This is a genomic window from Sphingobium sp. SYK-6 (genome assembly GCF_000283515.1).
GTDB lineage: Bacteria > Pseudomonadota > Alphaproteobacteria > Sphingomonadales > Sphingomonadaceae > Sphingobium > Sphingobium lignivorans.
The window spans coordinates 1,277,614-1,303,556 of record NC_015976.1; the positions used below are offsets into that span (position 1 = coordinate 1,277,614).

Sequence of the window (25,943 nt, forward strand, 5' to 3'; positions counted from 1 at the left end):
CGACGGACGGGGTTGCGCTGTGCGATGAACCGGCGATGCCCCCCGGTCCCACCGGACCGGAACGGATTCCCCATGCACGGGAACGGAGGAACATGCATGGCGAAGGCCGAACCGGTCCGGTAGCTCGAAGCTGCCCCTTCTAGGAGACGGGCGCCAGCAGTGAATCGAACAGCAGCTTGTAAGTGCCGTGCGCCTGACTGCGGTGCTGGGGGCGGAAGCCGATGAGGATCACATCCCCCTTGCCATGCTTGACCGAAACCATCGCCGCCTTGCCGGCGATCACTTCCTCGCCCAGCAGCCAGCCGCTCTGGAGCACGTCCTTGTCCGTATAGGACGCGATCACCTTCACATTCTCGTTGCGGATGCGCGGGATGACTTCATAGGCCTGACAGCCGGCCGTGAAGATGGCGAGCGCCTTGTCCGGCATGCCATAAGCGCGGGGATCACTGGTATCCACGTTCATCCGGAAGGTGGAACCGGGCGACCAGAACTCCTTGGACGACTTGCCCGCGACGACATTGGCGACCGGAAGGCCGAACTTCTTGATCGGCAGATCGCCGGCCTGGGCGAAGGTGACGAGCTTGCCCCCGGCCTTCACGAATTCCTCCAGCGCCTTGACGCCGGCATCGCCGAAGCCGCTGTGATATTCCGGTGGCACGCCTTCGAGATTGTCGCGCCCGCCGGGGCGGCCGCCCATGTCCGAGGCATCGCCCGTCATCGCGCCGAGCGAATCGTCCGGCAGCACGATCACATCATATTTCTTGATGAGATTGCCCGCCTTGATCTCGGCATCCATGATGGAGGTATAGCCATAGTCGTAGCTTTCGAACACGAAGCGGGTCCAGCCCTCGTCCATGTTGCCGCCGCGATAGCGCTTGAGCATCGCGATGCGTGGCGCCTTGACCGCGATCGCGCTGCCGGCCGGCGCGCTGCCTGCGGCGGTGAAGTTCACGCCCGTGGAGGCCGCGATGCTCTCGGCCGTGGCGCCGCTCACGCCGGAGACAAGGAAGTCCCCGACCTTCGCCGCGCCGGACGCGGTGGTGACGCGCTGCACCGTGGCGCCGCCCTTGAGCAGCAGGTTGACCGCATGGAAGCTGTCATTGAGCGCAGCGTCCAGCAGATAGGGGCCGCTGCCCTCGACCGTGCCGCGCGGCGCGATCGCTGCGCCGAGGCGCTCCAGCCCGGCGATCGCGACCGGGGTGGCGACCGGCGTGCTCTCGACGCCCATGAACTCGGTCATGGCATCGGTCGACATGTCATAGGGCCGGATGGGCGTGCCATCCTTCGTGCGGGCATAGCTGTCGTCGGGGAAGAAGGTCTGGCCGAGCAGCCAGCGCACCAGGCCCATCTTCGGCTGGTCCATCGGCACGACGAAGGTGCCCGCCTCGTAGATGTGACCCTCATGCGTGAATGGCGCGGGCGCGCGATAGACGTCGACCTTCTGCGCCAGCAGGGCATTGACCATCTTGGTCGCCGTCAGCGGATCGTGCTGCTTGACGTCAATCACATAGGCCTTGGTTTCGCCCTCGGCGCCGCGCCGGGTCTGGCGCAGGGCCTTGGTGTACATATTGCGCAGCACCATTTCCTTGTTCTTCGCTGCCGCGTCCACCAGCGCCCAGGATGTCACTTTCTGCCGGTCGACGATGTCGCGCACGCGCCACCAGCCGCCGGGCCAGGGGTTGGGCATGTTCATCTGCGCCTTGTTGTCCGGCACGTTGCGCTGGCCGCCCTTGAGCTGGTCGGGATGGACATAGAGCGGCGTGGCGAGATTGGCGCTCGCGGATTCGTCCAGCATGCCCGCGATGTTGTGGAACGGCGTGATCCAGTGGAAGCCGAAATGGCCCCAGCCTGAATAGATGGCATCGCCGATGCCACCGGAGAGGTCCGCGGCATCCAGCTCATAGGCCATGGCCGCGCCGAAGAAAGTCATCTCGCGCCACACCAGCGGATCGCCGAAAGGCCGGATCGGATCGGTATAGGGCGGGATGGAGATGCGGGGCGCATACTGGCCCATCTGGTGATGGTCGATATAGGCCTGCGGCGTCCAGTCGCGGTACAGGATGCTGGCCAGATGCCTGGATTCCGCCATGTTCAGCATGAAGGCGTCGCGGTTGTTATCGTGGCCGACATATTTCTGGTAGAGCCACGGCAGGGCGCCGCCTTCATAGGGCGTGCCGACATATTTCATGTACCAGTCCTGCACCATGTCGTGCCCGTCGGGATTGAGCGAGGGCATGATGATGGTGATGACCTTGTCGAGCACGTTCATCATCTCGGGGTCGGTGCGGGTCGCCATGTCATAAGTGAACTCGACCGACGTCAGCGATGCGGCAATCTCGCTCGAATGGAGGTCGTAGGACTGGACGACGACGGCCTTGCCGTCCTTCACGATCCGGTCCAGCTCGTCCTGCGACACGCCGCGCGGATCGGTGAGCTTGAGGTTCATCTGGCGATACTCCTCGAGCCGCGCGAGATTGGCGGGCGAGGAGATGTACAGCGCCAGGAAGGGGCGTCCTTCGGTCGACTTGCCCAGCTCAACGAGCTTGATGCGGTCGCTCGTCTTCGCCAGCTCCTGATAATAGGCGACCATCTTCGCATAGGGCTCGAGCTTGCGGTCCGTGCCCATGCGATGGCCAAACCAGGATTCGGGCGTCGGCACGGCCGTCTGGGCGGCGGCATGGCTGACGGGGACGACGGTCGCCGCGACCATGCCCCCGATGACCGCCGCGTGCAGCGCGAGAGTCGAGCCCGACAGCATCAGGGCCCGGGCAGCTTTCTGAATGATCGGTTTCATCGGTATCTCCATAAGAACATCATTGGACAAGGCGTGGCCGGACGGGCCCGGCCACGCTTCCGGCGGCTAGAACCGGGCTTTCAGGGACATGAAGAAGTTGCGACCGAGCACGTCGTAGTTGGAGGATTCGTAGGTCTCCGGCGTGTTGCTGTAGGAAGGGGGTGCCCGGTTGAACACATTGGTCACGCCTGCTGTCAGCTGGATGTCCTTCGTGAAGGCATAGCCGACGTTGAGATCGAACAGATGATAGGCCGCGATCCCCTGTGGCGCGGAGTTCGACGTGACGGAATTGCTGTGCTGCATCTTGTCGATGAAGCGCCAGGTCACGCCCATGTCGAAGCCGCCGAGCGTGTAGGTGAGGTTGGTGTTTGCCTTCCAGGTCGGGTGGACCGCGCCGGCATTGCTCTCGATCGAGAAGCCGATGGTGCCTGCATAGTCATAGGTCGGGGCGCCCGGCAGGTTCTGCACGGCGAACTTGTCCAGATAGCTCACCACCGTGCGGAAGCTCAGGCTGCCCGGATCGCCACCGAAGCCGAAATCGGACAGGTCGGCCGCCCAGTCGAACTGCACGTCGATGCCCTGCACCTCGAAAGTGCCGAGATTGAGCAGCGGCTGGCTGGTGGGCGGCTCGAGCGTTCCTTCGGGCGCGCGGGCCAGCAGCTGGCAGTAATAATTGTTGTTGTCGTAGGTCGGGTTGGAAGCGCCGTCCGCGTTGAAGCAATATTGCACCGACTGGGTGATCGCGAGAACGCCGATCGCGTCCTTGATCTTGATGTTGTACCAGTCGACCGACATCCGGATCCGGTTCAGCAGCGGACTGGTGAAGGGCGAGCTGAGCACTGCGCCGAACGACCAGGTGTCGGCGGTTTCCTCGTCCAGATCGGGATTGCCGCCCGTGAGCGGGAAGATCTGCGACGTGCCGATGAAACCGGCCGCCGTGGTGCCGTAGGTGCTTTCCGACATGCCCTGGGCGAGGCAGAGCTGCTTGACCTGCGCTTCTGCCCGCTTGCGATATTCCGAGCGATAGTCGCATGGATCGCCGGCGAGGGTGCCGGCCTGCGCCTGGCCGATGCTGGTGCTGCCTGTCGAGATCGGCGCGTAAAGCTCGCCGACGCTCGGCGCGCGGATGGCGCGGTTGTAGCCGCCGCGCAGGCGCACCTGATCGATCACGCGCCAGTCGAAATCGACCTTGTAGGTATGCGCCCCGCCGATCGAATTATAGTCCGAGTAGCGATAGCCCAGATCGAGGTTGAACTCCTGGATCAGTGGCAGATCGTGCAGCACCGGCACGAACAGCTCGCCGAACAGCTCCTTCACATTGACCGCGCCGGACGAGGAGCGCAGCACGGCGAAGCCGATGATGTCGCTGGTCCCGTCCGGCTGGTCGAGTGCGTCGTCTGATTTGTAATCGAAGGAATTGCGGCGGTAGCTCGCGCCCATGGCGAACCGGACCGCGCCCGCCGGAAGCGGGAACAGGCTCCCCTGCAGAGTGCCCTGCACGATGTCCTGCCGCATGTTGGTCGTGTTCAGGGTGTCGCGCATGACATAGTCCTTGCACGCATCGGAAATCGGCAGGTCGCCGAAGATGTTGAAGTCCGTGCAATTGCCGAGACCGCCCGTGGGGCTGGCGAGCAGCGCTTCCATCCGGCTGAGGCTGAGGCCGCCGGTCTGGCCGTTCTTGAAGTCCGACGAACTGGTGCTGCCGTAGAGGTCCCAGCTCAGGTCGCCGATGCCGAGCTTTCCGGTCAGGCCGACCATGAACTGCCAGACGTCATATTCGTAGGTCTGGCCGCGATTGCCGATGGCCTGCCAGGACTTGTAGAACTGGAAGTCCGCCGTGGGATTAGGCCGCGAGGCGAGGATGGTCCTCAGGTCCTCGGGGACGAAGAAGCTGTCATAGGGAATATTCTGAAGGTAGATGTTGTTCGAGAGCGTCGTGTTGACGATCGAGAATTGCTTGTAGGTCGTGAAGTTGAATTGCCCGTAGGCGGAAATGGAATCGGTGACGTCATAGTCCACCCGGCCCATCGCCATGTAGCGTTCCATGTCCGACTGGATGTCGGCGCCGGTCCAGCCGAACTTGAACTGCTTGGACGGACCGAAGATCGAATTGCCCGAGTCCACGAAATAGGCGTCGTCGGTTTCCACGCCCTTGAAGTTGACGACCGGCGCATTGTTGGCGGTGTAGAGCGTGCCGTCATTGTTGAAGCCGATCTGCGCGCCGCCGCTGTAACGCTGGCTGCCATTGCTGGCGACGAACGGATCAAAGCCATATTTGTCGTGGAAGATGGAATTGACGGCTGCGAGCGTCGGCTCGTTGCCCGAGAAAAGCGCCGAACCATAGGGATTGGCTGCGTTGCCGGTCTGCGGCGTGCGGTCCGAATACCAGGGGCGCTCGCGGCGCTTGGCGCGCTCGCGCTTCGAATAATCGAGCGAGACGAAGGCCCGGCCGCGTCCGTCGTCGAAATTGCCGCCGGCGGTGGCGCTGACGCGATAGTTCGCGCCGTCGCCATAATTGGAAATGCCGGTGGTCGCCTTGAGCGTGAGGCCGGAATAATCGCGCTTGAGGCGGAAGTTGACGACGCCTGCCGTGGCGTCCGAGCCGTAGGTCGTGGACGCGCCGCCGGTGATGACCTCGATATTGCCGATCAGGGCTTCCGGTATGGTGTTGAGGTCGACCGAGCCGTCGGGATTGGAGGGTTGCAGGCGCTTGCCGTCGAGCAGGATCAGCGTGCGCTTGGAGCCCAGGCCGCGCAGGGTCGCATAGGCCTGGCCGCCGTTCAGGCCGGTGCCGGTGCTGGAGGTGTTGCTCTGGCCGAGGCCGCCGGCGAACTGCGGCATCTGCGCAAGGGCCCGCTCGACGGTGATCTGGCCAGTGCTTTCCAGCGATTCCGCGCCGATGGAGACGATCGGGCTGTTCGCCTGATAGTCCGGGCGGGAGATGAGCGAGCCCGTGATGACGATGTCGTCCGGTGCGTCGGCTTCGGCCTCGGCCGTCTGGGCGGACGCCGGTTGCATCGCGGCCAGCAGAACCGCGCTGCTGGCAGTCGCCAGCAAAATGCTTCGATGGACGACAGAGCCAATGTTACGCGATGGAGAAGATGGAATATTCAGCATGACCTATCCCCTTTGTTTGACAGGTGTCCTAAAACTGAAAATGCCTCTCCATCATCGAATAGAGCATTGATTATATAGCTTTTCTAATTAATAGAAACTTCCTTGATTTCTGTTCATATATATAAATATTATATTTCAGTATTTTACTTTGAGGTGATGAATTTTGCTAAATGATAAAAATAATCATGAATATAATATTTGAATTGAAAGTATATTTTCCGAATATTGGCATTCTATAGGCGTGATGAATCATCCGGCCGCGCGAGCAGGCGTATCATGACAGTGAATGTCGAGTGATTCCGTGGCATGACTCTCATGCCTGAGAGACAAGTCGGCGCAGTAACTATCAATTTCTATTATGTCGGAGAGGATGACTCTTTATGAGTCTTTCCTCATTCGATTCATCACCCTGTTGATGGCAGTTTGGGGCAATATATATTAATGTCAAGCGGAAATTCCGCTTTAAAAGTCCTTTATCATGGAATTCCTGAGCGGACGGCTTTTTCACGAGCGGGAGCGGGCGGCTCTCCTCAAGGAAAACAGCTATTTAACCAGGGTTCCGTAGGGTCATGCGCCCGTTTCCGGCACGGATTGCCCGGCTCCGCTTTACTGGATTGCGTCTTCCGGCAGGACATCGAAGGCGATGGTGAGTCGGTCGCCGCCGTCCGGGCAAGGCACGGTGCCGTGCCACATATAGGAGGGGAAGAGCACGAGCATGCCCGGCTGCGGCCTGACGAAATGCCCAGCTTCCAGAGGCGGGGCGGTCGGGATGCCGGGCTGGCCGAACCGGATCCAGCCGGCGCGCGCCTCTTCATCATCCATGCCGTCGGGCAGGGCGATGTAGCAGGCGGAGGAAATCCAGCCCTGTGGATGCACATGGTCGACATGGAAGCCGCCCGGTGAGAGTCTGACCGACCACATACCCTTGAGCCGGTAGCCGCCTCGCCGCCTCGCGCGGAAGGGATCGCTACCGGCGCCCAGGATCTCGACATAGCGGCGGATGGCGCCATCGATGGCTGTGCGAAAACCCCGGATCGCGGGATCGTCGCTCCTGAGCAGATCCGCGCTCGTCTGCGTGCCGGAGCGGAGAGACTGGTCGAGCGGATGCGCGGTGAAGCCGTGAAGGCTGCGCAGGGACGCTGCGAGATCGCCCAGATAGTCCGGCAGGCTGCTCCAGCCCGGCGGCGGCTCGATGGTCATGGCACTGACGAAGGCGTCATAATCATAGAGCGCGTCGGCGCGCCCGTCGCCCAGCAGGCGCCATGCCGTCCATTGCGCGGCGATCAGTCCCTGGTCGAGCGGTGTCAGGGCCAGTTGCGTCTCGATCCTGTCCAGCGCCTGTTGCGGCTGGCCAGTCGCCAGCAAGGCGTCGATCACCTGATGGCGGATGCTGCCGCTCGCGGGGGCCAGAGCTTCGGCCCGCAGCGCATGGGCAAGGGCCCGTTCCGGATCAAAGCCGATGGCGAGCTGAGCGGCGGCGCTTTCCGTCTCGGCACTGCCGGGCCCTCCTGCCTGCGTGAGCAGGCGATAGCCTGTCGCCGCATCGCCCGCGGCATCATGGAAGCGCGCCATGACCATTCGCAGGCGGCCGGCCTGCTCGGTCGCGAGGCCCGGCGCCAGTTCCGCCAGCGCTGCATCGAGGCGTCCGGTGCGCATCCACCTGAGCTGGGCGAGATCGCGCAGCGCCTCGACATAGGATGGACGCAAGGCCACGGCGCGGCGAAACGCCTGTTCCGCTTCATCCAGCCTGTTCTGGCCCTGCAGTGCCCGCGCCAGCACCAGCCAGGTCTCGGGCGCCTTGCCGCCGAGCGCGAAAGCCTGGCGCGCCGCCGCTTCGGCGCGTTGCGCATGGCCGGCGTCCCCGAGCGCCGCCGCCAGATTGTGATAAGCGGACGATCGGGCGGGGTAGAGCGCGACGATGCGTTCGCGCTCCGCGAGCCTTTCCTCCGGCCTGTCGAGCGCCTGAAAGGCCCGGGCGCGCTCGACGAGCAAGGCTTCCGCCGGACGCGCGACGGCTGCGGCCGGGCCGGTCAGAGCGATGACGCGCTCGGGTTCGCCGCCGGCATTGAGCAGGCGTGCCAGCTCCACGGCGGCGTCCTGAAACAGCGGGTCGAGATCCAGCGCGAGGGCGAGTTCCCGCGTCGCGCCGGCCGCATCTCCCCGGTGGCGCAAGGCAAGAGCGAGGAAGAAATGGGGCCGGGCATCCTGCGGCGCCTGCCGGGCGGCCGTTTCGAGAAGTCGCTCCGCGTCGGCCAGCCTGCCTTGGCGCATCAGGTCGACGGCGCGCTGGAGATCGCCCGAGAAATGGGGGGAGGGGCCTGTGCTCACGGACGGAGAGGGCCGAAGGTCCGGCGAGGCGGCGGAGCCATCATCTCCGGGCCAGCCCTAACCCGGGGTGACAACCAGCAGGCCCACGGCCGCCGTATCGGTATGATTGCGAACGGCGTGCGGCACATCCGCCGGATAGCGCGCGATGGACCCGGTGCCGACGACGGCTGTCGTGTCCGCGCTCGTCACCGTCAGTTCGCCGAGGAAGACAGTGAGATGTTCCCAGCAGCCACGCGTATGCGGGTCCGACACCAGCTCGCCGCCGGGCGCGATGGTCAGATGATAAAGCTCCGGGCCGACGATCTTGTCCGGGCTGAGAATCCGCATGACGCACAGGCCATCCTCCGTGCGGATTTCGGGAACGAACGAGGCGGCCGTCAGCTCGATGCGCCCGCGCCGCTCCACTTTCTGCCCGCCGACGAAATCGGCGAATTCCACGCCGAGCGCTTGCGAAAGATGCCACACGGTCGCCACGGTCGGATTGGCCTGGCCACGCTCGATCTGGGACAACATCGATCTCGACACGCCCGACGCCGCCGAAAGCGTGTCGAGCGTCATTCCATGTTCCTTGCGAAGATCGCGTAGTCTGGGCCCAATAGCGGGCGGTTTCTCTCTGATGGTCATATTGCCCCGGAAAACCAAATTGCCATTTAGCTAGCCGATTTTTGCCAAAATGACAATGGATGCCGATGTAATCAGTTGTAATGCCCTGATGATTCTTCCAATTTTGGCCTATTATTTCGTAATTATTTCTGCGGCCGTACGAAAATATGTCAAAGTCTTCTTGTTGGGAAAGTCGCTTTCATGCCCCGCCTCTTTCTCTGGCGGGGACTTCAAGGCGGCATCAAGGCAGCACTTGGTCGCACCGCCCTCCGCGCCGGTGCTGCGCAAGGAGTCAGCAGATAGAGTTTTCCATTATATCGGACAAGCCTTCTGTCGCGCGTGCGTCTCCATTCGACGCAGCGCGGGGATGTCCATGGAAGGGGGAGCGGTCCCTTCTGGAGGTGGGCCGGCTAGACCAAGGCCGCCTTGTAGAGCGCCGTCAGCGCTGCCCAGGCCTTCTCGGCGGACGCTTCGTCATAGGCCTGGCTACCCGGCACGCACCAGCCATGGTCTGCCGGATAGACCTCCACGCTGGCTTCCTTGCCGGCCTTGGCGAAGGCGGCGGTGAGGATGTCCTTGGATTGCGGCTCGCGCGCATCGTCGTTCCGCGCCACCGCGACGAGATAGGCGGCGTTGGTCTTCGGGATCAGCAAATGCGGGCTGTTGGGCTTGTCGGTGGTGAGGCCGCCGCCGTGGAAGCTGGCGACAGCGCCGATGCGGTCCGGCACGGCGGCGGCGGTGCGGAAGGAGAGGGGGCCACCCATGCAATAGCCCTGCACGCCCGCTTTCCTGCGCCGGTCCGTCTGCGGCCGGGCATCGAGGAAAGCGAGATAGGCCACCGAGTCCTTGTCCACACCCTCGTCGCTCATCGCCCCGCGATAGCCGAACAATGTCTGCCGGTTGGCGGGATCGTTGAAGTCCGCGCTGATCGCCGAGGCCTTGGCGCTGCGATAGAAGGGGTTGGGCACCAGCACGACATAGCCCTGCGCGGAGAGCCGGCGGCCCATCTCGCGAAACACCGGCCGCAGCCCCATGATATCCGGCCAGACAAGCACGGCGGGCCATGGTCCGGTGCCGGCGGGATGGAACAGCACGGCGTCGGCCACCCCGTCCGGGGTCTTGACGGTCACGTCCTCCTCGACGACCTGCCCGGCGGCGCAGGCCGCGCCGGAAAAGCCCGTGGCCGCCGCCAGCGCGACGAAGGTGCGCCGCGTGAGGCTCCAGTCCTCGACAAGCCCCTGATTGATCTCATTGTCGCACATGCCGACTCTCTCCCGTCACTTTCGCGGATGCTCCCCTGCGCCCGGCGCGCTGTCAACCGGCCCGCGCTTTTACCCTTGCTCCGGCCCGTGCTACACTCGCGTGCATGGAGAGCCTGCATATCCACGAGACACCGCCGCCCGGCGCGGCGCAGGACTGGACCATCGACCAGAACTGGTCAGCCTACAGCGCGCAGGATCATGCGATCTGGGACCGGCTGTTCGCGCGGCAGAGCGCCCAGCTCCCCGGCCGCGCCTGCGAGGCCTATCTGCGCGGGCTGGACGTGCTCAGGCTCTCGCGGCCCGGCATCCCGGATTTCGCGGAATTGTCCGATCGGCTGATGGCGCTCACCGGCTGGCAGGTCGTGGCGGTGCCGGGGCTGGTGCCGGACGATGTGTTCTTCGATCATCTCGCCCATCGCCGCTTCGTGTCCGGCACATTCATCCGGCGCGCGGACCAGCTCGATTATCTGCAGGAGCCGGACGTCTTCCATGACGTGTTCGGGCATGTGCCGCTGCTCGCCGATCCGGTCTATGCTGATTACATGCAGGCTTATGGCGAGGGCGGCCTGCGCAGCCTGAGTTTCGGCGCGCTGCACAAGCTGGCGCGGCTATACTGGTACACGGTCGAGTTCGGGCTGGTCGAGGAAGCGGGCGGCCTGCGCCTGTTCGGGGCCGGCATCCTCTCCAGCCATGGCGAGAGCATCTTCGCGCTGGACGATCCCAGCCCGAACCGCATCGCCTTCGATCTCCTGCGGGTCATGCGCACCGAGTACCGGATCGACGATTACCAGCAGAGCTATTTTGTGATCCCAAGCTTCGAGGCGTTGCTGAAGGCGACGGCCGAGGCGGATTTCGCACCGGTCTATGCCGCGCTCGACTCGCTGCCGGACATCGCGCCGGACGCCGTGCTCCCGGAGGACCGGCTCTTCACGCGCGGCACGCAGGCTTATGCGCACGGGAAGGCCGCCGGCGCCTGAGCCGGCAGCGGCACGGGCACGGCGCCGGTGCCGCTTACCAGCTCCCGTAGCCCGGAGCGTCGCCGAAGTCCTCGCGGCGCCAGTGGAGCGGGCGGCGCCAGCCGAAGCGGTGGCGCTTGCGCAGGCGGAGCGTCGGCCAGTCGCCATGGTCGGCGCGCTCCATGAGCAGCATGCCCTGCGCGCGATAAGCGGCGGTCACGCGATCGGCCTGGGTCTTGAGCAGGCCCGCGATCACCAGCGTGCCGCCCCCGGCCAGCTGCGCGACGAGGCTTGGCGCCAGCTCGATCAGCGGCCCGGCAAGGATGTTCGCGATGATGAGGTCATAAGGCGCGAGGCCCACGATCAGGTCATGATCGACGCCGGGCGCCGCCACGAGCTGCACTTCGCCCGCGCCGCCGCCGAGCGGCACGCCGTTGAGCGCCGCATTTTCGGCCGAGACCGCGACGGCGACCGGATCGATGTCCGAGGCGAGGACATGCGCGCGCGGCCAGAGCGAGAGCGCGGCAAAGGCGAGCAGGCCCGTCCCCGTGCCGATATCGGCAATGTTGCCGAAGCGATGGCCCGTCTCGCCGAGGCGCGAGAGCACGTCCAGGCAGCCGCGCGTCGTCTCGTGCTGGCCAGTGCCGAAGGCGCGGCTCGCGGGGATGAGAAAGTCGGTGAAGCCCGGGGGCGCCGCATCCTCGCCGTCATTGCGGACATGGAAGCGGCCGGCGGTAATCGGCTCCAGCCCCGCCTGGCTCTGCGTCACCCAGTCGGCATCTGGCACCGGCTCCAGCCGGTAGGGCGTGGCTGTGCCCTCGGGCAGGCGGGCAAGCACTGTGGCGATCGTCGCGTCATCCGGCTTGTGCGGAAAGATGATGTCGAGCAGCCAGTCGTCGGGCCGCGTCTCGTCCGGCTCGCTCGCGACGAGGGCGGGTGGCGAGGGCCAGCCGGCGAACAGCATGTCCGCCTCGTCCTGCAGCTGCTCGCAAAGCGCGCGCGTGCAGGGGAAGCTCATTTGCCAGGCCGGGCTGGCGGGATCAGTCGTTCCGGTCGATGCGGGTTTCTTCATGCCGCCCGTCTAGCGCACCCGGCGCGGAATATGAACCGTGCGTCAACGGGTGGCCGGATGGCGGAAACGGGGGACGGAGGTCCGGGCGCGGGGCGTGGCGGACGGCAGGCCTCAGCCCGCCGTGCGCCTGCCGTTGCTGCCGACCGACAGGACGAAGTTCATCGAACGGTCGCGCAGGCCGCCCAGATGATTGCGCACTTCGGTGAAGCCGCTCTCCAGATCGTCGATCTCGGAGGCCACGATCTCGGTGTCCTGGCGGATGGCCGAGATGTTGGAGGACATGGAGTCGGCGGCCAGCGCGGTCTCGTCCACGGCGGCAGTGATCATCGTCACCGTCTGGGACTGGGCGTCCATGGCCGTGCGGATGCGCATGCTCATGGTCTGCACGTCCTGCACCGTGGCGCGGATGCGGTCGTTGGTCTCCACCGAGAGGCGCGTGGCGTTCTGGATGGCGGCGATCTTCTGCGCGATATCGTCGGTCGCGCGTGCCGTCTGGCTGGCGAGCGACTTCACTTCCTGCGCCACGACAGCGAAGCCGCGGCCCGCATCGCCTGCCCGTGCCGCCTCGATGGTGGCGTTGAGGGCGAGCAGATTGGTCTGGCCGGCAATGTCGCGGATGAGGCCGAGGATCGATTCGATCGACTGGGCATGGTCGGAGAGCGTGGCGGACATGGTGACGGCCTCGCCGGCCTGCTGGGATGCGCGCGCGGCGACTTCGGCCGCCTGGTCGACTTCGGTGCGGGCTTCCTCGATGGCGCGGATCAGGCCGGAGCTGGTGTGCGCCGCCTCGCGCATGGCGATGGCGGATTGCTCGGCGGCGGCAGCGACTTCGCTCGCCTTGTCGAGCATGCCGCGCGTGGCGCTGGACGCTTCGCGGGCCTGGTCGCGCAGCCGGTCGCCCAGGTCGGCGGCCTTGTCGATCTGGCCGGTGAGCAGCTCGGAGAATTGCTGGCGCTGGCGATCGCGCTCGAGGCGATCCTGGTCGCGGATGGAATCGGCATAAGCCGCGCAGCACAGTTCCACCTGGACCAGCGAGATGAACCGCATGGCCCCGAGCAGGGCGGCGCGCTCGTCACGATCGGCGACGTTCTCGCCCAGGATCTCGCGGACCTTGTCGACCACGCAGTTGATCGTGAAGATCTGGCTGCGGATGGACAGCCCGCGCGCCATGGCGCTCATCAGGAAAGCGCGCGATTCCTCGCCCCAGCGCTCGCCGGCGAAATCCGTCAGCAGATGCCGGTGGAAAGCGCGGGCGCCCTGGCGAAGCAGGTCGAGTTCCCCGGCACTGTGAGTATGGAAGACGGCATTGGCGAGATAAGCCTCGTAAGCAGTGTCGCCCAGCTCGTCGATGCGATCGCCGACCGCCTGCGCAATCTTGGCCGCCATGCCCGGGAGCTTCCCCTCCGGGTCAAACTCGCGAAGGCGTTCCGCCATCGAAATCGTATCGCTGATAACTGCGGTCATGGCTTTGCTTGATCCCCTGCCCCGACACGGTAACCATCTTGGTCGGATCGCCGGATAGCGACTCTTCGTTAATCGCGGGTTATTGTCGCGGCGGTTCCACCCGTTTCCCGACAGGGACAGCGAACATTTGCAGTGCGGCGGCTTTGCGCTAAAGGGGCCGCGACATTTCACTTCAGCTTCAGGATGGCTCGGCATGGCGCAATCCCGGCAAAGGCCGCTCTCACCGCACCTCTCGATCTGGCGATGGGGCCCGCACATGCTGGTTTCCATCCTGCACCGCGTCACGGGCGACGGCATGGCGGTCCTTGGCGCGCTCATGCTCAGCTGGTGGCTTTTCGCTGCCGCGAGCGGGCCGTCGGCTTATGCGACGTTCCAATATTATATGTGGCAGGCCGATGCCGCCGATACGCTCGGCCTGGTGGTCAATGTGCTCGCGCGGATCCTGCTGGTCGGCCTGAGCTGGGCCTTCTTCCAGCATCTTTTCTCCGGCCTTCGTCATCTCGTGCTGGATATGGGCGCGGGCTATGAGTTGCGGACGAACAAGCGCTGGGCGATGCTGATCGTCGCGGCGGCGATCGTGGCGACCATCGCCTTCTGGGGCTGGATGCTGGTGGGGAGGACGCACTGATGGGCACGGGAACGGGAGTAGGCCGCGTCCGCGGTCTCGGATCGGCGCGCAGCGGCACGCATCATTGGGTCGCGCAGCGCGTGACGGCGGTGGGCAATGCCCTGCTGGTCACCTGGTTCGTCGTCAGCCTCGCGATGCTGCCATCCTATGATCATGCCGCGGTCACCGGCTGGCTCGCCCAGCCCATCGTCGCGCTGCCGATGATGCTGATGATCGCCAATCTCTTTTACCATATCCGGCTGGGGCTGCAGGTGCTGATCGAGGACTATGTCCATGACGAGGGCCTGAAGTTCGCCACGCTCATCCTGCTCCATTTCTTCGTGATCGGCTGCGCGGCCGTCGGTCTCTTCTCGGTTGCCCGAATCGCATTTGCCGGAGGCGCGTTCTGATGTCGGAAACTGCTTCGACGCCCGCATACAAGATCATCGATCACACTTATGACGCGGTGGTCGTCGGCGCCGGCGGCTCGGGCCTCCGCGCCACCATGGGCATTGCCGAGAGCGGCCTCAAGACGGCCTGCATCACCAAGGTCTTCCCCACCCGCAGCCACACCGTCGCGGCGCAGGGCGGCATCGCCGCCTCGCTCGGCAACATGGGGCCGGACCACTGGACCTGGCACATGTTCGACACCGTGAAGGGATCGGACTGGCTCGGCGATCAGGACGCGATCGAATATATGGTCCGGGAGGCGCCTGCCGCCGTCTACGAGCTGGAACATGCGGGCGTTCCCTTCAGCCGTACCGGCGAGGGCCGGATCTACCAGCGCCCGTTCGGCGGCATGATGCAGAATATGGGCGAGGGCCCGCCGGCCCAGCGCACCTGCGCCGCTGCGGACCGCACCGGCCACGCCATGCTGCATGCGCTCTACCAGCAGAGCCTGAAGTATGACGCGGACTTCTTCATCGAATATTTCGCGCTCGACCTCATCATGGAAGATGGCGAGTGCCGCGGCGTCATCGCCCTGTGCATGGATGACGGGATGATCCACCGCTTCCGCGCGCATTCCGTGGTGTTGGCGACCGGCGGCTATGGCCGTGCCTATTTCTCGGCGACCAGCGCGCATACCTGCACGGGCGACGGCGGCGGCATGGTGCTGCGCGCAGGGCTTCCGCTGCAGGACCTGGAGTTCGTCCAGTTCCACCCGACCGGCATCTATGGCGCGGGCGTGCTCATCACCGAGGGCGCGCGCGGCGAGGGCGGCTATCTGACCAACTCGGAAGGCGAGCGCTTCATGGAGCGTTATGCCCCGTCCGCCAAGGACCTGGCGAGCCGCGACGTCGTCTCCCGCTCGATGGCGATGGAAATCCGCGAGGGGCGGGGCGTCGGCGCCAACAAGGACCACATCCACCTGCACCTCGATCATATCGATCCCAAGGTGCTGGCCGAGCGTCTGCCGGGCATCACCGAATCGGGCAAGATCTTCGCGGGCGTGGACCTGACGCGCCAGCCGCTGCCCGTCGTGCCGACCGTGCATTACAATATGGGCGGCATCCCGACCAATTATCATGGCGAGGTGGTGACGCTGAAGGATGGCAATCCCGATACCGTCGTCCCCGGCCTGTTCGCCGTCGGCGAGGCGGCCTGCGTGTCCGTCCATGGCGCCAACCGGCTCGGCTCCAACTCGCTGATCGACCTCGTGGTCTTCGGCCGCGCGACCGGCAAGCGGATCGCCGAACTGGTCAAGCCCGGCACCACCCACAAGCCGCTGGCGAAGGGGTCGGAAGAATTCGCGCTTACCCGTCTCGATCATTTCCGCAACGCCAAGGGCGGCACGCCCACGGCGCAGATCCGGCTCGAGATGCAGCGCACCATGCAGGCCCATGCCGCCGTGTTCCGCACCGAGGAGATCATGGCCGAGGGCGTCGAGAAGCTCGGGCAGGTCTATGCGAGCATGAGCGACATCGCCGTGACCGACCGCTCCCTCATCTGGAACAGCGATCTTGTGGAGACGCTGGAGCTGGACAACCTCATCTCGCAGGCGAGCGTCACCATCCAGGGCGCCATCAACCGCAAGGAAAGCCGCGGCGCCCATGCGCGCGAGGATTATCCGGAGCGCGACGACGCCAACTGGATGAAACACAGCCTCGGCTGGTTCGAGGGCTGGGGCGGCCAGGGCGGCACGGTCACGCTCGGCGAGCGGCCGGTGCACGACTATACGCTCACCGACGAGGTGGAGTATATCAAGCCCAAGAAGCGGGTCTACTGATCGCCGCGTCGCTTATGGCGGCGCGGATTCAGCAGCGCGCATTCTCCGGCATGCCGACGATCGGCCGCGCGTGATCGGCTGTGACCCTGCCCCGCGTGGCCAGGCCATGCGGGCAGTCAGCAGCACGCCGTGAGCCAAGCAGGCTCGGGCACGCCTTCCGGCAGGCCGGTCGCCGGCGGCAGCCGTCGGGAGGCAGGCAAGACATGCCCGCCACCCGGAGACCGTCGCCGATCGGCCGGGACCGTCAGTCCGCGAGCTTCGATCCCGCCAGCCTTGCGCTCGCGAGTCTCAACCTCTGTCGATAATCAGGCAGCCTTTATCGGCAATTCGGGTTCGCCGGCTTCTGCCGGCTATCAGGTGCCTGCCTGGGCAAGTTCCTGTTTGATCTGGAGTTTCTGCTTCTTGAGCATCGCTACGAGGAGCGTATCTGGTTTCGGACGCGCGGTCTCCGTCCGGATCCGGGCTTCGAGCCCGGCATGTTTGGCATGAAGTGCGGAAACATGACCTGTATCCATCAGTTCCTCCTTGGCCATTGAGACAATGGGGATTGAGTAGATCACCTTTCTTAGGGTCTGTCGCTGTCTTTTCGACTCCCTTTGCGATGAATCGACCCGAGAGGCTCGGCAGCATGTGCAAGGCAGGCTTCCTCACCCTCGCCATTGCGCCACCGTGGAATAAAATCCTGCAACTACGCTCTTTTCTTTCGGGGCTTGCGCATTGCGGCCCGGGTGTCGCAGTGCGATGATCGATCGGAGTGAATGGGTTGGAGGTCGCGAGTCGGTGCTGACGGCGGAGGAAATCGAGCGGCGGCTGGAGCTGCTGCGCGTCGAGCATCGTGATCTGGATTGCGCCATCGTCGCGCTCAGCCAGCTCGCCCAGCCCGATCAGCTGCAGCTTGCCCGGCTGAAGAAGCGCAAGCTGCGCCTGCGCGACGAGATCACGATGCTGGAGAACAGCCTCATCCCGGATATCATCGCCTGAGATCAGAGGAGCGGGCAGGTGCGGCCCGCATGCGCACTGGTGCGCATTCCAGACGGGCACTGAGTCGTCCGCGCTGCGCCATTCTGAGACGATTGCGCCGGTACGGGGCTGCCGGATGTTGATTTGCAGTTAACGCACCTGACAGGGGGCGGGGACTGTGGCAGCAAATCGGGATGAAAGACTCGATCTCGCTGCTCCACCAGTTCGACCGCCGGCTGATCGACAGTCTTTATGTCGAGGCCATGGTGCTGGCCGACGAGGCGCGCTCCTTCTTCGATCATCGGGCGGAGGAGCACCGGGCGGTCCTCAGTCAGATCGACCGGGTGGAATTCGCCTGCGAATCGCTCAAGGTGACGACCCGCCTGATGCACATCATCGCCTGGCTGCTCACCCAGCGCGCGATCATCCATGGGGAATTGCCCGAGTCGTCGCGCACCGATGCGCATCACCGGCTGGGCGAGGCCGCCTCGACGCCGGCCGGCATGACCGCGCGCTTCAGCGAGGAAATGGCCGGTCTTATCGGGGCGAGCGAAGATCTCTACCAGCGCGTCGCGCGGCTGGAGCGCCAGTTTGTCGGCCGCGCGGACGGGGCGCTGCCCATGCCGACCGGCCCGGCGCGGGACCTGCTGACGCGCCTCGAGCGCGCTTTCTGAGCCCGGGCCGCCGCGCGGCACCTGTGGGCGGCACTCCACGGAGCCCGCAAAAGCGGTCAGGCGATCGGAATGTCGCTTGCAGTCGGGCGGCGAACTCATAGACAGGGCAGATGTCGCGCCGGTCGCTTGTTTGGCAGTCTTCTCCTGTCGGTTGGACGTTGGCGGCGATATCGGTGCTGATGTCCGCCGGTGCGGTTCATGCCCAGGCCCCGAGGCCTGGCGTCGCCGCGCCGCAGCTTCCCGCCGAGGACGATCTGGATCTCGATCCCATGCCGGACATCGGCCTGGACTGGCCAGATCTCGACGCGTCCGACGGGGCGCCGGCGGAGCAGCCGGACGAACCCGTCGAGCCGCCCCCTTTGCCCGTTCTTCCGCCGGAAGGAGAGGCGCCCGACGCCACGCCACCCGCCGCTGCCGGCCCGCCCCCGGAAAGTGAAGCGCTGGCGACGATCGATCCCGCCGCGCCGCTGCGCTACGGCGTCACGCTCCAGGGCATCGATGAAGCTGCGGACGACCTGTTCCGCTCCCGCTTCAATCAGCTGTCCGTTCTGAAGGGCGGGGAAGGCGAACGCGCGAACATCGCCCAGATCCGCCGGCGCGGCGAGAGCGATCTGGAACTGCTCGACGAGTTGCTGCGCGCGCGCGGCTATTATGACAGCCGCTCGCGCCTCCGCTTTGGACTGGACGGCGGCACGGACCCGCGTATTGACGTCATCCTCAATGCCAATCCCGGCCAGCGATATGCGCTCAGCCAGGTCAATGTGAGCGGGCTGGAAGGCACGAGCCCGCTCGGGACGGACCTGCGCGGCCTGTTCGCGGTGAAGCCCGGCGATCCGGCCGACACCGATCGCATCCTCGCGGAGACCGACAAGCTGCGCCTCGGGCTGAGCGAGGGCGGCTATCCCTTTGCCGATGTGCGCGATCCCGTGCTCACCGTTGACCACCAGCAGCGCGACGCCCAGCTCAACCTGGGTGTGAATACCGGCAGTTTCCGCCGCTTCGGCGATATCGTCGTGAATGACGATGCGCCGTTCGATGCGAGCCACATCGCGGTCATCGCGCGCTTCCAGCCGGGTGATCCCTACAACCAGAGCGACGTGACCGATCTCAATCGCGCGCTGGTCGCCACTGGCCTTGTCTCGCAAGTGACGATCACGCCGGAGGAAGGCAAGGACGACCAGACGGTGGATCTGGCCATCAGCATGCGGCGCGCGCGGCCACGCACCGTCTCGGGCGAGATCGGCTACGGCACCGGCGAGGGCGCCCGGATCGAGGCGAGCTGGCAGCATCGCAATTTCTTCCCGCCTGAAGGCGCGCTCACCGTGCGCGGCGTGATCGGCACGCAGGAGCAGAGCATCATCGCTGCCGTCCGCCGCAGCAATTTCGGCCGCCGGGACCGGGTGATCAATGCCGAGGTGGGCGTGGCGAACATCAACCAGCCGGCCTATCGGGCCGTCACGGCCGGCATCGCCGCGAGCCTTGAGCGCCAGACCAACATCATTTTCCAGAAGGACTGGACATGGTCCCTCGGCGCAGAGCTGAGGATCAGCGACGAGCGCGATTTCTACGGCAAGTCCCTGGTCGAGCGGCGCAGGACCTATGTGATCGGCGCTCTGCCGACCAGCGTGATCTATGACGGCAGCGACGATCTGCTCGATCCGCGCGAGGGCTTCCGGCTCGGCGGACGCATCTCCCCGGAAATCTCGCTGCAGGACGGCGTGTTCAGCTATGTGCGTGCCCAGTTCGATGGCAGCGGCTACATTCCCTTCAACGATCGGGTGACGCTTGCCGGGCGCGTCCGGCTCGGCACCATCGTCGGCGCCTCGGCCGAGCGCATCGCACCCACTCGCCGCTTCTATGCCGGCGGTGGCGCATCCGTGCGCGGCTATGGCTATCAGGCGATCGGCCCGCGGGACATCAACAATGATCCGGTCGGCGGACGCAGCCTCGGCGAGTTGGCGCTGGAGGCGCGCTTCCGCTTCGGCAGCGCAAACCAGTTCGGCGTCGTGCCGTTCGTGGACGCGGGCACGATCTCGCCCGATCCATGGCCGAGCCTCAGCGAGCTGCGCGTCGGCGCTGGCGTGGGCCTGCGTTATTACAGCAATTTCGGGCCGATCCGCATCGATGTGGGCACGCCCGTCAATCCGCAGCCGGGCGATTCCCGGATCGGCGTCTATGTGTCGCTGGGGCAGGCCTTCTGATGGCTGGCGAGCCCGATCAGCCCCCGCCGCCCGAGACGTCCGGGGAGACTGCGGCCGCGCCGGCGCCGCCTCGCAAGCGGCCCTGGCTCGGCATGGCCCTGCTGCTGGCGCTGGTCGCGCTGATGCTCGGCCTGTGGGGCGGGATGCGCTGGATCGACAGTCCGCCGGGCCATCGTTTCCTCATTCGCCAGATCGAGGGCCTGCGCCCCGCTTCGGGCCTGCGGATCGAGGTCGGCGCGATCGAGGGGCGCCTCTTCGGGGCCATGGTCCTGCGCGACGTGCGCTTCCATGATCCGCAGGGTCGCTTCGCGCGAGTGGCGCGCGCCGATCTCGACTGGTATCCGTTCGGCTGGCTCTCCAACCGGCTGGATATCGACCGGCTGCGGATTCACTCGGCGGACCTTGACCGGCTCCCGCGGTTCAATCCCTCCACGAAGCGCGGCTCCATCCTGCCCGGGTTCGACATCCGGCTGGGCGATCTGCAGATCGACCGGCTGGGCATCGGCGCCAGTATTTCCGGCACCCGCAGGACGTTGCGCGCGATCGGCAAGGCGGACATCCGCTCCGGGCGGGCCGTGATCGACCTGCTGGCGGCCTCGGCCGACACGGCGGACGTGGTGCGGATCGCGCTGGACAGCCGGCCCGACGACCGGCGCTTCGACATCGATGCCGTGGTCTATGGTCCGCGAGGCGGCATCATCACGGGTCTGCTGGGCACGCAGCGCTCGGCTGCCCTTACCATCCGTGGCGATGGCGACTGGGAACGCTGGCGCGGCCGCCTCATCGCGCTGGATGGCGGCGCGCTCGTCACCAATCTGGCGCTGTCCGTGCAGGACGGCCGCTATCTCGCGCGCGGGCCGCTGGCGCTGGTCGGTCCGCTCGCCAGCCTGCGCTCGCTTGCGCCGCAGGGCAACGCGCTGCTGGATGCCGATCTGACGTTCGAGCGCCGGGTCGCGCGGGGCACCGCATCGCTGCAGGTCGCCGCGCTTCGCCTCGGCGTGGCGGGCGGGGTCGATCTCGGCCGCAACCGGTTCGACGATCTCCGGCTGGAGGCGGCGGTCGACCAGCCCGGCCGGCTGGCGGCAGGCGTCACGGGCAAGCCGCTTCTGCTGCGGGCGAGGCTGGCGGGGCCGTTCGACGACATCGCGCTCGATTATCTGCTCACGACGCCCGAGCTGCGGCGCGGCAAGACCGCGATCCTCGATCTGCGCGCCTCCGGCAAGGCGCGTCTCACCGGTGCGCGAGGCAGCATTCCCATCCGCCTCACCGCCCGCTCGCTGGCGCTGGGCCTGCAACCGCTCGACGAGCGGCTGCGCAATCTCGTCGCGGAGGGGCGCATCCTGCGGGACGGCAATGCCTTGCGTCTGGCGCCCACCGCGATCCGCGCGAACGGCTTCACTGGCCAGCTCGATGGCGCGGCCGATCTGGGCGAAGGGCGCTATGCCGCCAATCTGCGCGCCGGGTTCGAGGGGCTGGAGATACGCGGGCTTGGCCGGCTCGATCTGGCCGCCGTGCTGCGGCTGGACCGTCCGCCGCGCGGGCAGGCGAGCTTCGGCGGTACGGCGCGGGCCGCGATGCGCCGGATGGACAATGGCTTCCTGCTCGGGCTGGCCGAAGGGCTGCCGGTGCTGACCAGCAATCTCGCCATTGCGCCGGACGGGGCAATCGCGTTGCGCGGCCTGCGGCTCGCCGCGCCGGGGCTGACGCTCGCCGGCAATGCCACTGTGGACGGGCGCGGGATGCTCCGCTTCACGGGTGAGGGCGAGCATCGCGCCTATGGTCCGCTGCAGCTGACGCTCACCGGCGATCCGAGCCGGCCGGAAGTCGACGTGCTGCTCGCCCGGCCGCTGCCGGCGCTGCGCCTCGCGAACGTGCAGGCCCATCTCGTGCCGGATGCGCAGGGCTATGCGGTGAGCGTGGCGGGCGGATCGATGCTCGGGGCTTTCAAGGGGGAAGGCGCCATCCTGCTGCCGCCGGACGGACAGGCGCGGATCATGCTTGCCAATCTCGGGGTGAGCGACGTGGTGGTGCACGGCGAACTCGTCCCCGTCTCAGGCGGGCTCGAGGGCGCGCTGGCGCTGTCGGGCCCGGCGGAAGGCAAGATCGCGCTGTCCATGGTGGACAGCGTCCAGAAGGTCGCGCTGGACGTGGACCTGGGGGGCGCCCGGTTCACGGGCTCGCCCGCGATCACGGTGAACCGGGGCCATGTGAGCGCGGAGATGCTGCTGAAGCCCGGCGCCGTCACCATCACCGGGGAGGCGCAGGGCCGGGGCGTGCGCATCGGCACGCTGGCGATCGGCCGCGTCGCGGGTTCGCTCAATCTCGTCAATGGCGAGGGCACGGCCACCGTCTCCCTGAACGGCCGCAATGGCCGGCTCTTCCAGCTCCAGTCCCGCGCGTCCATCGCGACGGACCGGATCGGCGTCGATCTGGAGGGATCGATCGACCAGCGTCCCCTGCGGCTCGACCGCACGGCGGTTTTCACGCGGGAGGCGGATGGCTGGCGCCTCGCGCCCACGTCGCTCCGCCTGCAGGATGGCAGCCTGCGCCTGGCCGGCTTCATGGGCGCCGAGGCGACGCATGTCGATGCGCGCGCGCAGGGTCTGCCGATGGCCCTGCTCGATCTGGCGAACAGCGATCTGGGCCTGGGCGGCACGGCGGACGGCACGCTGGCGTTCGACTGGCCGCGCGGCGGTGTGCCGAGCGGGCGGCTGAACCTGCGCGTGAAGGGGCTGACCCGCTCGGGTCTCGCGCTCAGCTCCGCGCCCGTGGACATCGGCCTCAATGCCGAGCTGAACAGCCAGCGCCTCGCCGCGCGCGCGCTGCTGGCCCGGGGCGGCAAGGTGGTCGGGCGAGGGCAGGCGCTGGTGACGCCGCTGGGCGAGGGTTCGCTCTCGCAGCGCCTCTTCCATGCGCCGCTGCGGGCGCAGCTGCGTTATGGCGGCGATGCGGACACGCTCTGGCGCCTCACCAATGTGGAGATCGTCTCGCTGGGCGGCGAGCTGCGCCTCGTGGCCAATGCCGGCGGCACTTTGTCCGATCCGCAGATCGAGGGCACGCTGACGACGCGGGACGGGCGTATCCAGAGCCCGGTGACCGGCATGACGCTGACCGGCGTGGCCGCGCGTGGCACCTTTGCGGGATCGCGCCTCACCATTGGCGAGCTCTCGGGGCGGACGAGCGGCGGCGGTTCCGTCACCGGGACGGCGGCGTTCGATATCTCCGCCGAGCGCGGCATCGGCATGGACATCGATCTGCGGACCGAGCGTGCCGAGATCCTCAATCGGGACGATGTCGGCGCGCGCGTCACCGGGCCGCTGCGCATCCGCTCGTCCGGCAATGGCGGTGTCATCTCCGGCGATCTCGACGTGGTGTCCAGCCGCTTCATGCTCGGGCGCGCCTCATCCGTTGCCGAGATTCCGCAGATCCGCCTGGTCGAGCTCAACCGTTCGGGCGAGGAAGTCGAGCGGACACGCGCGATCGCGCCCTGGCGGCTCGATGTGCGCGCCCGCGCCGCAAACGGCCTGACGGTCGAGGGGCTGGGCATGCAGAGCGAATGGTCGGCCGACCTCACCATCGGCGGGCTCGTCACTGCGCCGGCCTTCAAGGGCATGGCGAACCTCATTCGCGGCACCTATGATTTCGCGGGCAAGCGCTTCGATCTGGAAGAGGGGCGGCTGACTTTCCAGGGTGCCACGCCGGTCAACCCGACCCTCGATATCCGCGCCACGGCGGACGTGCAGGATCTGAGCGCCACGATCACCGTCACCGGCTCCAGCCTGCGGCCGATCATCACATTCTCCAGCACGCCCGCCATGACGCAGGACGAGCTGCTCTCGCGGCTGCTGTTCGGCACCTCGATCACCAATCTTTCCGCGCCCGAGGCGCTGCAGCTCGCGTCCGCCGTCGCGGCGTTCCAGGGAGAGGGCGGGGGGCTCGATCCCATCAATGCCGTGCGCCGCGCGACCGGCCTCTCGCGCCTGCGCATCCTCCCCGCCGACACCACCACCGGGCAGGGCACGTCCATCGCGGCGGGCAAGAATATCGGCCGCGATCTCTATGTGGAGCTCATCAGCGACGGCCAGGGCTACAGCGCCACCCGCATCGAATATCAGATCACCCGCTGGCTATCCCTGCTCTCCAGCGTCTCGACCATCGGCCGCCAAAGCGTCAGCGCACGCGTCTCCAAGGATTATTGAGCGGGGCGGGGCGGGGTGAGCCGGTGGCGCCAGCTTCCGTGGCGGAACCAGTAGAGGCAGAGCAGCGCCGCGGCGGCATTGGCAATGGGGTAGCTCCACCAGATGCCGAGGATACCCCAGTCCGTGCCGAAGGCGATGAGATAGGCTGCCGGCATCTGGAACATCCACTGCATGACGATCGAGATCAGCATGGAATGGCTGGGGCTGCCCGCGCCGCGAAAGGCGCCGAGCAGCGCCTGCGGCACGGTGAGCACGCCGAGGAACGGGAAATAGATATAAGCGAAGGTGGAGGCGCTTGCGATCACGTCCGGTTCGCCCGGTGCCAGCGCCGTCATCATGGCCGGGACGAACGGCAGGTGCGCGAGGCCGACGAGCGTCATGCCCGCAAAGCCCAGCCAGGCGGAGAGGCGGGCGGCTTCCTCTGCCCGCGCGGTGAGGCCGGCGCCGATATTCTGGCCGACGACTGCCGCCGTGGCGATCGACAGGCCGATCATCGGCGTGAACCAGAAATGGAGCGGCCGCGAGCCCACGCCATAGGCCGCGAGCCCCAGCGTACCGAAGCTGGCGGCCAGCGCCATGAGCAGCAGCGAACTGAAGGTGCGGATCGCCTGCTCGATGGAGGCAGGCAGGCCCAGGCTGAGGGCGAGGCGGATATGGGCGGGGTCCGGCTGGAAATGGTGGCCGCGCAAATGCAGTGATGAGCGCCCGGAAAGCAGGTGATGCAGCAGCACGAGCAACGCGCCGATCTGGGCAATCACGGTCGCCAGCGCGGCACCGGGCACCCCCATCTCCGGGAACGGGCCGACTCCGAAGATCAGCAGTGGATCGAGCAGGGCATTGGCGATGACGCTGCCAATCTGCACCCGCATGGCGAAGCGCACTTCGCCCACTGCCTGCAGCATGGCTTGCAGCGCCATGAAGCCGAACATCGGCACCATGCCGACATAGCGGATCGCGAGATAATCCGCGGCGAGATCGTGGATCGCCGGCTCCACGCCGATGAGCCTGAGCAGTGGTCCGACGGTGGCGGCACCGGCCAGCGTGAAGGCGAGCGCCATCAGTCCCACCATCAGCAGCGTCTGCGCGGCGACATGGTCGAGCCGGTCGAACCGCTTTGCGCCCGCAATCTGCGCGATCAGCACGGCCCCGGCGGTGGAGAGGCCCGAGCCGAGCGAGATCAGCACGAAGAAGAGCGGTCCGCCGGCGGTGATCGCCGCGATGGCGGCCTCGCCGAGCCGGCCCACCCAGACGGCATTGACGATATCGAAGCTGGCCTGGGCGAGATTGGTGATGGTGATCGGCAGCGCGACGCGCAGCAGGATGCGGGGCAGGGGGCCCTCGGTCATCGTGATGCCGGCTCTCGCTTCAGCCCCCGCTCTCGCCCCCGTCGCTCTCGCCATGGCCGCGTCTCTCCCCCCTGCGCGCCCGATCGGATGGCGGGACGGCCATTCCGCCCTCACGGCCCTGCCGGACTTTGTC

Annotated in this window: 17 protein-coding genes; 8 read left to right on the forward strand and 9 right to left on the reverse strand. The window is 66.5% G+C overall.

Going from position 1 to position 25,943, the window contains the following annotated elements:
- Nucleotides 1-139 precede the first annotated feature (139 nt).
- From SLG_RS05790 to SLG_RS05810, 5 genes are all read right to left on the reverse strand, one after another.
- Nucleotides 140-2,794, reverse strand: coding sequence for a M14 family metallopeptidase (locus tag SLG_RS05790; RefSeq protein ID WP_158512685.1), 2,655 nt, complete (start codon nt 2,792-2,794; stop codon nt 140-142).
- 66 nt (nt 2,795-2,860) lie between these two features.
- Nucleotides 2,861-5,812, reverse strand: coding sequence for a TonB-dependent receptor domain-containing protein (locus tag SLG_RS05795; RefSeq protein WP_070098766.1), 2,952 nt, complete (start codon nt 5,810-5,812; stop codon nt 2,861-2,863).
- A 705-nt stretch (nt 5,813-6,517) separates the two neighbouring features.
- Entirely contained in the window at nt 6,518-8,239 is a 1,722-nt protein-coding gene (locus SLG_RS20285; RefSeq protein ID WP_014075512.1) for a putative 2OG-Fe(II) oxygenase, read from the reverse strand.
- 57 nt (nt 8,240-8,296) lie between these two features.
- Nucleotides 8,297-8,863: a helix-turn-helix domain-containing protein gene (locus SLG_RS05805; RefSeq protein ID WP_014075513.1), complete on the reverse strand. Its 567-nt coding sequence runs from the start codon at nt 8,861-8,863 to the stop codon at nt 8,297-8,299.
- A gap of 389 nt (nt 8,864-9,252) precedes the next feature.
- Complete coding sequence (locus SLG_RS05810) at nt 9,253-10,104, reverse strand: dienelactone hydrolase family protein (RefSeq protein ID WP_014075515.1); 852 nt, start codon at nt 10,102-10,104, stop codon at nt 9,253-9,255.
- A 104-nt stretch (nt 10,105-10,208) separates the two neighbouring features.
- On the opposite strand from SLG_RS05810, the gene phhA reads away from it, so the two are divergent.
- A complete protein-coding gene (gene phhA / locus SLG_RS05815) occupies nt 10,209-11,081 on the forward strand; it encodes a phenylalanine 4-monooxygenase (RefSeq protein WP_014075516.1) in 873 nt (290 codons plus the stop codon).
- A 34-nt stretch (nt 11,082-11,115) separates the two neighbouring features.
- On the opposite strand, the gene SLG_RS05820 is transcribed toward phhA, so the two are convergent.
- Complete coding sequence (locus SLG_RS05820; RefSeq protein WP_014075517.1) at nt 11,116-12,132, reverse strand: 50S ribosomal protein L11 methyltransferase; 1,017 nt, start codon at nt 12,130-12,132, stop codon at nt 11,116-11,118.
- 111 nt (nt 12,133-12,243) lie between these two features.
- Nucleotides 12,244-13,596 (reverse strand): methyl-accepting chemotaxis protein, encoded by a 1,353-nt coding sequence (locus tag SLG_RS05825; protein ID WP_014075518.1) that lies wholly within the window; start codon nt 13,594-13,596, stop codon nt 12,244-12,246.
- 193 nt (nt 13,597-13,789) lie between these two features.
- On the opposite strand from SLG_RS05825, the gene sdhC reads away from it, so the two are divergent.
- The 3 genes from sdhC to sdhA are packed head-to-tail and all read left to right on the forward strand — an operon-like array spanning nt 13,790 to nt 16,430.
- Nucleotides 13,790-14,224: a succinate dehydrogenase, cytochrome b556 subunit gene (sdhC, locus tag SLG_RS05830; RefSeq protein WP_014075519.1), complete on the forward strand. Its 435-nt coding sequence runs from the start codon at nt 13,790-13,792 to the stop codon at nt 14,222-14,224.
- On the forward strand, nt 14,224-14,613 hold the full coding sequence (sdhD, locus tag SLG_RS05835) for a succinate dehydrogenase, hydrophobic membrane anchor protein (RefSeq protein ID WP_014075520.1): 390 nt from the start codon (nt 14,224-14,226) through the stop codon (nt 14,611-14,613). The genes sdhC and sdhD overlap by 1 nt, the downstream gene beginning before the upstream one ends.
- Nucleotides 14,613-16,430 (forward strand): succinate dehydrogenase flavoprotein subunit, encoded by a 1,818-nt coding sequence (gene sdhA, locus SLG_RS05840; protein WP_014075521.1) that lies wholly within the window; start codon nt 14,613-14,615, stop codon nt 16,428-16,430. The genes sdhD and sdhA overlap by 1 nt, the downstream gene beginning before the upstream one ends.
- Nucleotides 16,431-16,783: 353 nt before the next feature.
- Here the strand turns inward: sdhA and SLG_RS05845 are convergent, their stop codons facing one another.
- Nucleotides 16,784-16,945, reverse strand: a complete 162-nt coding sequence (locus SLG_RS05845; protein ID WP_070098767.1) for a YdcH family protein — start codon at nt 16,943-16,945, stop codon at nt 16,784-16,786.
- A 226-nt stretch (nt 16,946-17,171) separates the two neighbouring features.
- Between SLG_RS05845 and SLG_RS05850 the strand changes: the two genes are divergently transcribed.
- The 4 genes from SLG_RS05850 (at nt 17,172) to SLG_RS05865 (ending at nt 24,464) form a co-directional block, all read left to right on the forward strand.
- Nucleotides 17,172-17,411, forward strand: coding sequence for a YdcH family protein (locus SLG_RS05850; RefSeq protein WP_014075523.1), 240 nt, complete (start codon nt 17,172-17,174; stop codon nt 17,409-17,411).
- A gap of 173 nt (nt 17,412-17,584) precedes the next feature.
- Nucleotides 17,585-18,064, forward strand: a complete 480-nt coding sequence (locus SLG_RS05855) for a DUF1465 family protein (protein WP_014075524.1) — start codon at nt 17,585-17,587, stop codon at nt 18,062-18,064.
- Between the two features lie 179 nt (nt 18,065-18,243).
- Complete coding sequence (locus SLG_RS05860) at nt 18,244-20,265, forward strand: autotransporter assembly complex protein TamA (RefSeq protein WP_231848784.1); 2,022 nt, start codon at nt 18,244-18,246, stop codon at nt 20,263-20,265.
- On the forward strand, nt 20,265-24,464 hold the full coding sequence (locus SLG_RS05865; RefSeq protein ID WP_014075526.1) for a translocation/assembly module TamB domain-containing protein: 4,200 nt from the start codon (nt 20,265-20,267) through the stop codon (nt 24,462-24,464). Before SLG_RS05860 ends, SLG_RS05865 begins: the two co-directional genes overlap by 1 nt.
- Here SLG_RS05865 and SLG_RS05870 read toward each other — a convergent pair.
- Nucleotides 24,458-25,864 carry an MATE family efflux transporter gene (locus SLG_RS05870; RefSeq protein ID WP_014075527.1) on the reverse strand — a complete coding sequence of 469 codons (1,407 nt, stop codon included), beginning with the start codon at nt 25,862-25,864 and terminating at the stop codon, nt 24,458-24,460. The two genes, SLG_RS05865 and SLG_RS05870, sit on opposite strands and share 7 nt — an antisense overlap.
- Nucleotides 25,865-25,943: the final 79 nt, after the last annotated feature.